We start from the raw sequence: 13,029 nt of genomic DNA, 5'->3' as shown, positions 1-13,029 counted from the left end.
TGGCTTTGCCAAGTTTCGGCCCCATGGCGGAGATTTGGAGGCAGAGCCTCCAAGGTCTTAAGCCAGTACGGGGAAAATAGAAAGGAATGGTGGCGGAATGAGCGCACAGCCGGACAAGAAAACGATCATTAAAGACTTGGTGGAGATCGGCAAAGGGAAGGGCCAGCTGAGCACAAAGGAGATTCTGGACGCCCTGGGCGAGCTGGACTTCGACCCGGAGCAGATTGAGAAATTCTACGATACCCTGGAAAACCAGGGCGTGGAGATCGTGGAAGACTTTGACGACATGCAGCTGGACGACGTGGATCTGGTGAAAACCGGCGAGGTGGCGGACCTGGAGGGCGGCGAGGGCATCACCATCGACGACCCGGTGAAGGTCTACCTGAAGGAGATCGGCCGGGTGCCCCTGCTCACTCCCGAGGAGGAGGTGGAGCTGGCCGTGCGCATCACCAACGGGGACGATGCCGCCAAAAAGCGCCTCTCCGAGGCCAACCTGCGGCTGGTGGTGAGCATCGCCAAGCGCTATCTGGGCCGGGGGATGCAGTTTCTGGACCTGATCCAGGAGGGCAACCTGGGCCTGATCAAGGCCGTGGAGAAGTTCGACTATACCAAGGGATTCAAGTTTTCCACCTACGCCACTTGGTGGATCCGGCAGGCCATCACCCGGGCCATCGCGGACCAGGCCCGGACCATCCGGATTCCCGTGCACATGGTGGAGACCATCAATAAGGTGAAAAAGGCCAACAACCAGCTGCTCCACGTGAACGGCCGGGAGCCCAGCGCCGACGAGATCGCCGAGGAGCTGGAGATGCCTGTGGACAAGGTGCGGGAGATCATGCGGGTGGCCCAGGAGCCCGTGTCCATGGAGTCGCCCATCGGCGAGGAGGAGGACAGCCATCTGGGGGACTTCATCCGGGACGGCGAGGCCCCGGCCCCGGCGGACGCCGCCAGCCATACCCTTCTGAAGGAGACCCTGGGCAATGTGCTGGACTCTCTGACCCCACGGGAGGAGAAGGTGCTGCGCCTGCGCTTCGGCCTGGAGGACGGCCGGTCCCGGACTTTGGAGGAGGTGGGCAAGGAGTTCAACGTGACCCGGGAGCGCATCCGGCAGATCGAGGCTAAGGCCCTCAGAAAGCTCCGGCACCCCAGCCGCTCCAAGAAGCTGAAGGATTTTCTGGACTGAGGCGGGCGGCAAGGAATTGAAGCGTAGGCATGTGAGCTATGAGAACCGCTATAAGCACAAACTGAATATGCTTGAGCCGGGACTTATCATGATGAAAATCGTCGGAGCACTATTTTTGGCTGGCGTTCTGTTTTGGGCGGCAGGCTGGCAGCGGCTTGCTGTCGTCATGCTGTTTTTGGCGGGAGCCGTATTCGCGGCTCTGTTACTCTTACTGGCCGTTGAAGCACATCAGGACAAGGTATTGAATCATATCGCCATGGAGGAAAACGATGGGTTGGAGTAGGAGTATGCGGGCGGATGAATACGCCTTCTCTTGGGTGAAGCGGGCTATGAAGAGCCGGCCGTAGGGGAGGCCAGGGCATTTTCCGAAGAAAGGGGGCGGACGCCATGGGTGCGTTTACGGCGGAGGAGAAAAAGAGCTTCCGGCTGAAAAGGCATCTGAAGGCTCGGGCTTTTGACTATGTGTTGGAACTGATGAAAAACCTAATCCTGACGGAAATGGTGGTGTGGGCCTGCGGGGGAGGGCGGTTTCTCACCGGGGCGGTGATGGCCGCTGGCTATACCCTGGGCTGGGCGCTGTATGATATCTGGCACTACAAAAAAGAGTGGCTGGACCTGGACATCAAGGGGGACGAGCGGGATGGATAACGGTGAAAAGCTATGGTAATGACCTTAGAGGCGGATTACGCGGTCCGCATTGTGGAATATCTCACAAAGAACCCCGGACGCCGGGACGCAAAGACCATTTCGGAGAACATGCAGGTGCCCATGCGCTTTTGCCTGAAGATTCTCCGGGGACTGGTGCAGGCGGGCATGGTGTGTTCCTATAAAGGCTCCAAGGGGGGCTACAGCCTGGAAAGACCCGCCGGGGAGATTACCCTGTTGGAGGTGATCGAGAGTGTGGAGGGTCCCTATATGCTCAGCCGCTGTCAGAAAGAGGAGTACAGCTGCGGTCGGGAGCACTGTGGATTGCACAGCATCTATGAGAAGGTCAGCTCTACCGTGCGCCAAGAGCTGGGATCCTACACCTTCGACGTGATTTGCGGAGTGCGACAGGGGGAGGGGGCCCAGAGCGGCGGTCCGGCGGAGCCGGATTGCGAGTGAAGAAGGGCCGGGGGAGAAATACTGTGTAGCCTCCAGGCTCACAGATCGCGCCTTACGGCCAGATTTGGGCCTGCGCGAGTCTCACCTGCCGGTTCGGTCAGTTCGCAGCGTATCTGCCACTAGCAGCTGGCGTGGTCAATGCTGACTAGGGTAAAAGTTTCGTCCACCTTTTCAAAGGTGGTGGGATGAGGGGGCAACGCCCCTTCCCACCGGAGGCTACACATGCTATACTATCAAAAACAGAGGAGGGATGCGTCTTCAGAGGACGGGAACCCCAGCGATTTGCATAGCGCGGCTATTGCAAATCCATACGTGAGGAAAGAGAAATAAAAGAATATTCTGCAATAGCCGTCGCGTCCGGCGGAGAACCCGCCAAAAGGCTTTCTCGAAAGACGCCATGGGCTATGCAAATACAAGAAAAACATATAGAATCATCTTCCGCTGTGGAAGATGCGGCAGAAAACAGAAATTTGAGTGTTCTGGAAAATTCCGAGTGAACGCCAACGGACGAAGGCTGGATGTCTGGCTTATTTACCGGTGCGAAGCCTGCGGCCGCACGCTGAACGTCCCGGTCTTTGAGAGGGCTTCCCTGGAAAAGTTGGGCCCGGAGCTCTATGAACGGTTGATGGACAGCGACCCGGAGCTGGTCCGGGAATACGCGGCCGACCGAGGATTCTTTAAGAGCCGGGGATATCAGGTGGAATGAGAATACGGAACTGGGCTTCGGGCCGGAAGCCTACGCCGCGAAGCGAGCACGGCCCTCAAACCCCAGACAAAAAACACCCGCTCCGAGATGCCGGGGCGGGTGTTTTTTGTCTACAGGGCCTTTTCGTATAGGGTGAAGCGCTCCAGACCGAATTCCGCGAGGCCAATGTCCACACCCGCCTGAATGGGCAGGTAGCCATTTTTCTCGTAGGCGTGGATGGCCACAGTGTTCCCCTCCCACACATAGAGCCGCAGAGCGGAAACGCCGGCCGCGCGGGCCTGCTCTCCGGCGGCATCCAACAGTTGAGAGGCTACGCCCTGTCGAAGGAAATCAGGGTGGACAGCGAGAACATGAATATACCAGACCGCACCGGTGGAGGGAGGCGGGACGGGAAACGAGCCATCCTCCTCTTCTTCAGCACTGGGGTTGGGGGTAAAGGCTACAGAACCAGCCAGTATACCGTTTGCCCGGGCCAGCAGCAGTGTACCGGTTTCCAGATACTTTTTGGCGTTGGCGGCAGTGGGAAAGCCGTCCCGCCGCCAGCCCGGGTTATAGGGCTTGTCCGCAAGACTGTCGCAGACAGCGCCATAAAGGACGCCGGTTTCTTCCAGATTGGAAGCACAGGCTTTGGCGATGGAGAATTCCATGGGCTCTCCTCCTCGAAAATTTCGTAATAATAAAAGCTCCGGTACAGGGGCTTTTATCCAAATCCACAAAAAATATACAGAAAATTTGTTGGCAGGGCTTGACAATACCTTACAGGTGGTTTACAATAATATACTGTATCATCATCTATAAAAGCAGGCCCTTTTCTCTGTGTACAGTATACCACAGGATTTTGGGGGAGTCAAGAGGCAGGCGCGAAAAAACTGTTTTTTTGTGTACTTTTATGGGTGGAGCGAGTGCCGAAGAAATTCAAAGATAGGAGTGGCTGTGCCTAATGGTGAATGTGAAACCGGTCCAGTTGGGAAAAACGACACGGATGAGCTTTGGCAAGATCGAGGAAGTCCTGAAAATGCCCAACCTGATTGAGGTGCAAAAAAACTCGTATGAGTGGTTTCTGAAAGATGGACTGCGCGAGGTCTTTCAGGACGTGTCGGGAATTACCGACTTTAACAACAACCTTGTTCTGGACTTTGTGGACTATAAGCTGGACGACACGCCCAACTACAGCGTTACCGAATGCAAAGAGCGGGACGCGACCTATGCGGCGGCCCTGCGGGTGACCGCCCGGCTGCTGAACAAAGAGACTGGCGAGATCAAGGAGAGCGAGGTGTTCATGGGGGACTTCCCCCTGATGACACAGAGTGGCACTTTCGTCATCAACGGCGCGGAACGGGTGATCGTCTCCCAGCTGGTGCGCTCTCCCGGCGTATACTTTAAGATGGACTACGACCGCTCCGGCAAAGAGCTTTACAGCTCCACCATCATCCCCAACCGGGGCGCCTGGCTGGAATATGAGAACGACGTGAACGATGTGTTCTATGTGCGCATTGATAAGAACCGAAAAATTCCCATCACGGTGTTCATCCGCTGCCTGGGGCTGGGCACGGACCAGCAGATTTTCGACATGTTTGGCGACGACGACCGGATGCGGGCCACCATGGAGAAGGATACCTGCAAGACGGTGGAAGAGGCGCTGTTCGAGATCTACCGCAAGCTGCGGCCCAGTGAGCCGCCTACCATTGAAAGTGCCCAAGCCCATATCAACGGCCTGTTTTTTGATCCCAGGCGCTATGATCTGTCCCGGGTGGGCCGGTATAAATACAATAAAAAACTGCGCCTTGCGGAACGCCTCACCGGCCAGACGCTGGCCCAGCCGGTAGCGGACCCCTCCACCGGAGAAATTTTGGCGGATGTGGGCGTGACCGTGAACCGGGAGCTGGCGGAACAGATGGACGATGCCGGCGTGACCTCGGTGACCGTGACCATGGAGGACAAGGACGTAAAAATTCTCTCCAACGGCATGGTGGATATCCAGAAATATGTGGATCTGGACAAGGAGACTCTGCTGAAATGCGGCATCAATGAGCGGGTGAGCTTTCCGGTGCTCCAGGAGATCTTGGAGGAGTGCGGGGAGGATGAGCAGAAGCTGAAGACCGCCCTGCGCAGCCGAAAAGCTGAGTTGATCCCTAATTTCATCACCGTGGAGGACATTTTCGCCTCTATCAACTATATGAACTGCCTGGCCGTGGGCCTGGGCGTTACCGATGACATCGATCACCTGGGCAACCGGCGGATCCGTTCTGTGGGCGAGCTGCTGCAGAACCAGTTCCGCATCGGTTTCTCCCGCCTAGAACGGGTGATTCGAGAGCGCATGACCCTCCAGGCTGCGGACCTGGAGCAGTTGACCCCCCATTCCCTCATCAACATCCGGCCGGTGGTGGCGGCTATCAAGGAGTTCTTTGGCTCTTCGCCCCTTAGCCAGTTTATGGACCAGACCAACCCTCTGGCGGAGCTCACCCACAAGCGGCGGCTCTCCGCCCTGGGTCCCGGCGGCCTTTCCCGGGACCGGGCCAGCTTCGAGGTGCGGGACGTGCACTACACCCACTATGGCCGCATGTGTCCCATCGAGACTCCCGAAGGCCCCAACATCGGCCTGATTTCCTATCTGGCCACCTTCGCAAAGATCAACGAGTACGGCTTCATCGAGGCACCCTTCCGCCGGGTGGACAAGGCTACCGGCCGGGTGACGGATGAAGTGACCTATATGACCGCCGACGTGGAGGACGAATTCGTGGTGGCTCAGGCCAATGAGCCTTTGGATGAGGAGGGCCATTTCGTCCATAAACGAGTAGTGGGCCGCTACCGGGACGAGTTCGTGGAAGTGGAGGCCGGAAAGGCCGACTACATGGACATCACCCCCCGGATGATGGTTTCCGTGGCCACAGCCTGCATTCCCTTCCTGGAAAACGACGACGCCAACCGGGCCCTGATGGGTTCCAACATGCAGCGCCAGGCGGTGCCCCTGCTGCGCACGGAGAGCCCCATCGTGGGCACGGGCATGGAGTATAAGGCCGGGGTGGATTCCGGCGTGTGCGTGCTGGCCAAGCGGGGTGGCGTTGTGAAGTCCGTCAGCGCCAATCTGGTGCGGGTCACCGCGGACAACGGGGACATTGACGACTACGAGGTCACCAAGTTCATGCCCTCCAACCAGAGCACCTGCATCAATCAGGTGCCCGTGGTGGACGTGGGCGAGCGGGTGGAGGAGGGCAGCGTCATCGCCGACGGCCCCGGCATCAAGAACGGCGAGATCGCCCTGGGCAAGAACGCCCTCATCGGCTTTATGACCTGGGAGGGCTACAACTATGAGGACGCGGTCCTCTTAAACGAAAAGATCGTGCGGGACGACGTGTACACCTCCATCCACATCGAGGAGTACGAGATGGAGGCCCGGGACACCAAGCTGGGCCCCGAGGAGATCACCAGGGACATCCCCAACGCCAGCGGCGACCTGCTCAGCGACCTGGACGACCGGGGCATCATCCGCGTGGGCGCGGACGTGCGGGCAGGGGACATCCTGGTGGGCAAGGTGACCCCCAAGGGCGAGACCGAGCTCACCGCCGAGGAGCGGCTGCTGCGGGCCATCTTCGGCGAGAAGGCCCGGGAGGTCCGGGACACCTCTCTACGGGTGCCCCACGGCGAATACGGCGTGGTGGTGGACGTGCGGGTGTACACCCGGGAGAACAGCCATGACGAGCTTTCCCCCGGAGTGAACAAGGTAGTGCGCTGCTATATCGCCCAGAAGCGGAAGATCTCCGTGGGCGACAAGATGGCCGGCCGCCACGGCAACAAGGGCGTGGTTTCCCGGATTCTGCCGGAGGAGGAGATGCCCTTCCTGCCCGACGGCACCCCCCTGGATATTGTGCTGAACCCCCTGGGCGTGCCCAGCCGCATGAACATCGGCCAGGTGCTGGAGGTGCATCTGGGCATGGCGGCCCACGCCCTGGGCTGGAAGATCATGACCCCGGTGTTCGACGGCGCCCACGAGGCGGACATCCGGGAGTGCTTCCGCATGGGGAACATGCACGAGGACGGCAAGTTCTACCTGCGGGACGGCCGTACCGGCGAATATTTTGACAACCCGGTTACCGTTGGCTATATGTATTATCTGAAGCTCCACCATCTGGTGGACGACAAGATCCACGCCCGGAGCACCGGTCCCTACTCCCTGGTTACCCAGCAGCCTCTGGGCGGCAAGGCCCAGTTCGGCGGGCAGCGCTTCGGCGAGATGGAGGTCTGGGCCCTGGAGGCCTACGGCGCGGCCTACACCCTGCAGGAGATCCTGACGGTGAAGTCCGACGACGTGGTGGGCCGTGTGAAAACCTACGAGGCCATCGTGAAGGGCCAGAACATCCCCACGCCGGGCATTCCCGAGAGCTTCAAGGTGCTGATCAAGGAGCTCCAGAGCCTGGGCCTGGACGTGAAGGTGCTGGACGGGGAGAATCAGGAGATCGACCTGAAGCAGACCTTTGATGATGACGATATCGGCCTGAACAAGGGCGGCGACGTGTTCGACGAGGAGAACGTGGCCGATGACCTGGACGGCTACTACCAGGAGGATGAGGACGGCGAGCCCCTGGAGGACGAAGAAGAGGACGAGTACGACGGCGACGGCCTGGACGACGAGGACTTCGGCCTGGACGACGAGGGCGGCGAGGACGATTTTTAGAAGGATAGCCAGAACGGAGGTCCCAAAGTAAAAGTTTCGTCAGTCTCACCTGCCGGTTCGGTCAGCGCTTGACGGTCTCCACTGGAGACCAGCGCCCTTTTCAAAGGTTGCGGGGTTTTTAGGGGGCGACAATCGCCAGTGGCGATTTCCCGTCGCCGACCGAACCGGTAGGTGAGCCCCCCCCCTAAACCGCCGGAGGCCAAAACATCGTCCCAAAACGTACGCCATTCCAGCATATCTCTTCTATATATAGCTTCGCGAGAAAGGAAATCGGGTATCTATGGAATTCAACACTTTTGAGTCTATAAAGATCGGTTTGGCTTCGCCGGAGGAAATCCGGGAGTGGTCCCACGGCGAGGTGAAGAAGCCCGAAACCATCAACTACCGTACCCTGAAGCCCGAGCGGGACGGCCTGTTCTGCGAGAGGATCTTCGGGCCCACCAAGGACTGGGAGTGCCACTGCGGCAAGTACAAGCGCATCCGCTACAAGGGGAAGATCTGCGACCGCTGCGGCGTGGAGGTCACCCGCAGCAAGGTGCGCCGGGAGCGCATGGGCCACATCGAGCTGGCAGCCCCGGTGTCCCATATCTGGTACTTTAAAGGCATTCCCAGCCGTATGGGACTGATTTTGGACCTGTCTCCCCGAATTCTGGAAAAGGTGCTGTACTTTGCCCTTTACATTGTCACCGACCCCGGGGAGGTGCGGGAGCTCTCCAAAATGCAGACCCTCACAGAAAAGGAATACCGGGATCTCAAGGAAAAATATGAGGACGACTTTAAGGCCAGCATGGGTGCGGAGGCCATCAAGGAGTTGCTCTCTGAGCTGGACCCGGAGAAGCTCAGCAAGGAGCTGCGGGAAGAGCTGGAAGCCGCCAGCGGCCAGAAACGGATGCGCCTTCTCAAGCGCCTGGAGGTGGTGGAGTCCTTCCGGATGTCCGGCAACCGCCCCGAGTGGATGATCCTGGACGTGGTGCCGGTGATCCCCCCGGATATCCGGCCCATGGTTCAGCTGGACGGCGGGCGTTTCGCCACCAGTGATCTGAACGACTTGTACCGCCGGGTGATCAACCGGAACAACCGTCTGAAGCGCCTTTTGGAGCTGGGCGCGCCGGATATTATTGTGCGCAACGAGAAACGGATGCTTCAGGAGGCTGTGGACGCTTTGATTGACAACGGCCGGCGGGGCAGGCCCGTCACCGGCCCCAACAACCGGCCCCTGAAATCCCTTTCCGACATGCTCAAGGGCAAACAGGGGCGCTTCCGCCAGAACCTGCTGGGCAAGCGGGTGGACTACTCCGGCCGTTCGGTAATCGTGGTGGGCCCGGAACTGAAAATGTACCAGTGCGGCCTGCCCAAGGAGATGGCCCTGGAGCTGTTCAAGCCTTTTGTAATGAAGCGCCTGGTGGAGACCGGCGCGGTGAGCAATATCAAGGCCGCCCGCAAGTCTGTGGAGCGGGCCAAGGGGGAGGTCTGGGACGCTCTCGAGGTGGTTATCAAAAACCATCCCGTGCTGCTGAACCGGGCCCCCACCCTGCACCGTCTGGGTATCCAGGCTTTCGAGCCCGTGCTGGTGGAGGGCCGGGCCTTGAAGCTCCACCCCTTGGTGTGTACCGCCTATAACGCGGACTTTGACGGGGATCAGATGGCCGTGCACGTCCCCCTCTCCGCCGAGGCCCAGGCAGAGGCCCGGTTCCTGATGCTGGCTGCCAACAACCTCTTGAAGCCCTCGGACGGCAAGCCGGTTACCGTGCCCACTCAGGACATGGTGCTGGGCTCCTATTACCTCACTCTGGACAAGGAGGGGGAGATTGGAGAGGGCAAGGTGTTCCGGAATATGGACGAGGCCATGATGGCCTATGACGCCAAGGTGATCAGTCTGCACGCGAAAATCCGGGTGCGTCGCACGGTGGAGCTTAATGGCGAGCAGGTTACCGGTTTGGTGGAGACTACCATGGGCAGGATGATCTTCAACCGGCCCATTCCCCAGGACCTGGGCTATGTAGACCGCTCCACCCCAGAGGGCGCTTTGCAGTTTGAGGTGGACTTCCTGGTAGGCTCCAAGCAGCTGAAGAAGATCATCGAGCGCTGCATCAAGGTCCACGGTACGGAGCGTTCCGCCGAGGTGCTAGACGAGATCAAAGCCCAAGGATACCGGTATTCCACCATTAGCGGTATTACGGTGGCTGTGTGCGACGCCACCATTCCCGCTGACAAGCAGCAGCTGGTGGCCAGCGCCCAAGAAGAGGTCAACGAGATCGCCAGCGAGTACAGCGAGGGCTTCCTCTCTGAGCGGGAGCGCTATGAAGCGGTGCTGAAGGTCTGGGACAAATGCACAAGGGATGTGGCCTCTGCTCTGCAAAAGGGTCTGGACCGGTACAATCCCATCTATATGATGGCGGACTCCGGCGCCCGTGGCAGCATCTCCAACCTGAACCAGCTGGCCGGGATGCGGGGCAACATCTCTAATACCGCAGGCAAGACCATCGAGATCCCCATCAAGTCCAACTACCGGGAGGGCCTGAACGTGCTGGAGTACTTCATCTCCTCCCGAGGGGCCAGAAAGGGTACTACAGATACCGCTCTGCGGACAGCCGACTCTGGATATCTGACCCGCCGCCTGGTGGATGTCTCCCAGGAAGTGGTGATCCGGGAGGAGGACTGCGGCACCCATGAGGGCATCGAGGTGTTTGAGATCAAGTCTGGCCCGGAATCCATCGAGCCCCTGAAGGAGCGCTTGGTGGGCCGCTATCTGGCAGAGGACTTCTGCGATGAGGACGGCACGGTTCTGGTTTCCCGGGATAAACTCATGGACGATCAGGACGCGGACACAATCATCGACCGGGGGACGGAGCGCATCACGATCCGTTCCGTGCTGAACTGCCGGGCCCACAACGGCGTGTGCAAGCGCTGCTATGGCGCTTCTCTGGCCACCGGCAAGCCAGTGCAGGTAGGCGAGGCGGTGGGCATCATTGCGGCCCAGTCCATCGGCGAGCCCGGTACGCAGCTAACCATGCGTACTTTCCACACCGGCGGCGTGGCCAGCGCCGAGGATATCACCCAGGGTCTTCCCCGCATTGACGAGCTCTTCGAGGGCCGCAAGCCCAAGCACGTGGCCATTATCAACGAGCTGGACGGCAAGGTCACCTTTGAGGAGATCAAAAAGAACCGGCATATTGTAGTGACCAACGATGAAACCGGGGATTCCCGGTCCTATCTGATCCCCTTTGGATCCCGGGTGACCGTGAAGGAAGGGGAGTATATCAAACGGGGCAAGTATCTCACCGAGGGCTCTGTGTCTCCTCATGACGTGCTGGCTATCAGCGGCGTGCAGGAGGTGCAGAATTACCTGATTCAGGAGGTACAGCGCACCTACCGGATGCAGGGCGTGGATATCAACGACAAGCATATCGAGATTATCGTGCGGCAGATGCTGCGGAAAGTCCGGGTGGACGACGCTGGAGACACGGGCCTGATGGTGGGTACTCTCACGGATAAAAACGAGGTGCTCTCCGCCAACGAGGAGATTCGCCGGCGCATTGCTCTGGGGGAGACGCAGCTGCGAGAGGCCGTCTTTACGCCCATTCTGCTGGGTATCACTAAGGCGTCTCTGGCCACGGATTCCTTTATGTCGGCGGCCTCCTTCCAGGAAACCACCCGGGTGCTCACCGACGCGGCCATCAAGGGCAAGGTGGACTCCTTGGTAGGCTTGAAAGAGAATGTTATTATCGGCAAGCTGGTGCCCGCAGGCACGGGTCTAAAGTGCTACAGCGAGGTCGAGGTGGAATCCACCGTCCCGGAAGAGCCCGCCGCCCCCGTGGTCTATACGGAGGCCGCCCCCCAAGAAGAGCCCCTGGAGGGCTTTGAGGATGAGGACGGCGAGGATGAGGATTTCCTCCCCGGAGAGGAAGCTGTTCCGGACGACCGGCCCGAGCCAGAGGTCGTGTAAGAGTTTTCACAACAAACACAGGAAAAACCTTGACAGATACAGAGGATTGGTGTTATAATCCGTAGATAGTGCCAAATCTATGATTTGTGAGAGTGATGATGGCCTTTGGGCGCGTGTTTATGAGTACTGGAAGGCCTCCGGCGGTTCAGGGGCGTTAGGCCCTTGGTGGGGTTTGGGGCAAAGCCCCAAGACCTTGCCGGAGAACGCGTCTCTGTGCGTTCGGAGGCCACACCGTATCACTCTCAAAAAATCCCCAAAAAGGCGTAAAGCGGGCAAGTCCGCTTCGCATAGATATCTTAGAAAAAGAAGGAGGTGCAGCTGTATGCCAACCTTTAACCAGTTGGTAAAAGCAGGCAGGTCTGACGTTGTGAAGAAGTCCAAGTCCCCCGCGCTTTTGAAGGGGTGGAACTCTAAAAAGCGCGCGGCCATCGACCAGGATTCTCCCCAGAAGCGGGGCGTATGTACCACGGTGACCACCCGTACACCCAAAAAGCCCAACTCCGCTCTGCGGAAGATCGCCCGCGTTCGTCTTTCCAACGGGGTGGAAGTGCTCTGCTATATCCCTGGCGTAGGCCACAATCTGCAGGAGCACAGCGTGGTAATGATCCGGGGCGGCCGTGTGCGCGACCTGCCCGGCGTGCGCTACCACATCATCCGCGGCGTTCTGGATACCCAGGGTGTTGCCAAGCGGATGCAGGCCCGTTCCAAGTACGGCGCGAAACGGCCCAAAGCCGGCAAGAAGTAAAAAGAATTTTCTAAGCTATTTGGCTTGATTTATATAGATTCTCAGGGAATGCTTGCGGGAAGGCCGCGTGAAAGCCCAAAGAGGCTGCGGGTCTTTCCGACAACAGAACCCATCGGGGTCTTGGTAAATTGCCTATTAGCTGATCGGAAGCCAAAGGCTTTCGAGTACCGATGAATTCATTCTATGAAGGAGGGAAGAGTATGCCAAGAAGAGGCAATGTGGCAAAGCGCGACGTTTTGCCGGACCCCTTGTACAACTCCAAGCTGGTTACCCGGCTGATTAACAGCGTAATGCTGGACGGCAAGAAGGGCGTGGCCCAGAAGATCGTTTACGGCGCTTTCGAGATCGTCCAGGAAAAGACCGGCAAGGAGCCCCTGGAGGTTTTTGAGCAGGCTATGGAGAACGTAATGCCCAGCCTGGAGTGTAAGTCCCGCCGCGTGGGCGGTTCCACTTATCAGGTGCCCATGGAGGTGCGTCCCGAGCGCCGGCAGACCCTGGGCCTGCGGTGGATGACCAGCTTTGCCCGCACCCGCAACGAGCGCACGATGCGCGAGCGGCTGGCCGGGGAGATCCTGGACGCCATCAACGGCAACGGCGGCGCGGCCAAGAAGCGGGACGATACCCACAGAATGGCAGAGGCCAACCGGGCTTTCGCACATTACCGCTGGTAAAG

Annotated in this window: 10 protein-coding genes; 9 read left to right on the top strand and 1 reads right to left on the bottom strand. The window is 59.1% G+C overall.

Annotation, left to right across the window (positions count from 1 at the left end; all coding sequences use genetic code 11):
* Positions 1-97 precede the first annotated feature (97 nt).
* The 5 genes from rpoD (at position 98) to D7X94_RS04270 (ending at position 2,993) form a co-directional block, all read left to right on the top strand.
* Positions 98-1,183: an RNA polymerase sigma factor RpoD gene (rpoD, locus tag D7X94_RS04290; protein WP_120426458.1), complete on the top strand. Its 1,086-nt coding sequence runs from the start codon at positions 98-100 to the stop codon at positions 1,181-1,183.
* A gap of 31 nt (positions 1,184-1,214) precedes the next feature.
* Positions 1,215-1,466, top strand: a complete 252-nt coding sequence (locus D7X94_RS04285; protein ID WP_147401655.1) for a hypothetical protein — start codon at positions 1,215-1,217, stop codon at positions 1,464-1,466.
* Between the two features lie 104 nt (positions 1,467-1,570).
* Entirely contained in the window at positions 1,571-1,831 is a 261-nt protein-coding gene (locus D7X94_RS04280; protein ID WP_120426456.1) for a hypothetical protein, read from the top strand.
* Positions 1,832-1,843: 12 nt separating this feature from the next.
* A complete protein-coding gene (locus D7X94_RS04275; protein WP_120426455.1) occupies positions 1,844-2,287 on the top strand; it encodes an RrF2 family transcriptional regulator in 444 nt (147 codons plus the stop codon).
* A gap of 493 nt (positions 2,288-2,780) precedes the next feature.
* Positions 2,781-2,993 (top strand): DUF1062 domain-containing protein, encoded by a 213-nt coding sequence (locus D7X94_RS04270; RefSeq protein ID WP_199714999.1) that lies wholly within the window; start codon positions 2,781-2,783, stop codon positions 2,991-2,993.
* Between the two features lie 110 nt (positions 2,994-3,103).
* On the opposite strand, the gene D7X94_RS04265 is transcribed toward D7X94_RS04270, so the two are convergent.
* Complete coding sequence (locus D7X94_RS04265) at positions 3,104-3,640, bottom strand: GNAT family N-acetyltransferase (protein ID WP_120426453.1); 537 nt, start codon at positions 3,638-3,640, stop codon at positions 3,104-3,106.
* A 293-nt stretch (positions 3,641-3,933) separates the two neighbouring features.
* Here D7X94_RS04265 and rpoB point away from each other — a divergent pair, with 293 nt between their 5' ends.
* The 4 genes from rpoB to rpsG all read left to right on the top strand — a co-directional run bounded on the left by rpoB (position 3,934) and on the right by rpsG (position 13,027).
* On the top strand, positions 3,934-7,665 hold the full coding sequence (gene rpoB / locus D7X94_RS04260) for a DNA-directed RNA polymerase subunit beta (protein WP_120426452.1): 3,732 nt from the start codon (positions 3,934-3,936) through the stop codon (positions 7,663-7,665).
* A gap of 280 nt (positions 7,666-7,945) precedes the next feature.
* Positions 7,946-11,611, top strand: a complete 3,666-nt coding sequence (rpoC, locus tag D7X94_RS04255; RefSeq protein ID WP_120426451.1) for a DNA-directed RNA polymerase subunit beta' — start codon at positions 7,946-7,948, stop codon at positions 11,609-11,611.
* A gap of 322 nt (positions 11,612-11,933) precedes the next feature.
* A complete protein-coding gene (gene rpsL, locus D7X94_RS04250; RefSeq protein ID WP_120426450.1) occupies positions 11,934-12,356 on the top strand; it encodes a 30S ribosomal protein S12 in 423 nt (140 codons plus the stop codon).
* A 200-nt stretch (positions 12,357-12,556) separates the two neighbouring features.
* On the top strand, positions 12,557-13,027 hold the full coding sequence (rpsG, locus tag D7X94_RS04245) for a 30S ribosomal protein S7 (RefSeq protein ID WP_120426449.1): 471 nt from the start codon (positions 12,557-12,559) through the stop codon (positions 13,025-13,027).
* Positions 13,028-13,029: the final 2 nt, after the last annotated feature.

This window comes from Acutalibacter sp. 1XD8-33, assembly GCF_003612555.1.
In the GTDB taxonomy this organism is placed as follows: domain Bacteria; phylum Bacillota; class Clostridia; order Oscillospirales; family Acutalibacteraceae; genus Acutalibacter.
This window is presented reverse-complemented; position numbering and strand designations above follow the sequence as displayed.

Excerpts from the sequence above, each read along its gene's own strand:
- rpoD (WP_120426458.1), top strand. The coding sequence starts at position 98 with ATGAGCGCACAGCCGGACAAGAAAACGATCATTAAAGACTTGGTGGAG.
- D7X94_RS04280 (WP_120426456.1), top strand. The coding sequence starts at position 1,571 with ATGGGTGCGTTTACGGCGGAGGAGAAAAAGAGCTTCCGGCTGAAAAGG.
- D7X94_RS04275 (WP_120426455.1), top strand. The coding sequence starts at position 1,844 with ATGGTAATGACCTTAGAGGCGGATTACGCGGTCCGCATTGTGGAATAT.
- D7X94_RS04265 (WP_120426453.1), bottom strand. The coding sequence starts at position 3,640 with ATGGAATTCTCCATCGCCAAAGCCTGTGCTTCCAATCTGGAAGAAACC.
- rpoB (WP_120426452.1), top strand. The coding sequence starts at position 3,934 with ATGGTGAATGTGAAACCGGTCCAGTTGGGAAAAACGACACGGATGAGC.
- rpoC (WP_120426451.1), top strand. The coding sequence starts at position 7,946 with ATGGAATTCAACACTTTTGAGTCTATAAAGATCGGTTTGGCTTCGCCG.
- rpsL (WP_120426450.1), top strand. The coding sequence starts at position 11,934 with ATGCCAACCTTTAACCAGTTGGTAAAAGCAGGCAGGTCTGACGTTGTG.
- rpsG (WP_120426449.1), top strand. The coding sequence starts at position 12,557 with ATGCCAAGAAGAGGCAATGTGGCAAAGCGCGACGTTTTGCCGGACCCC.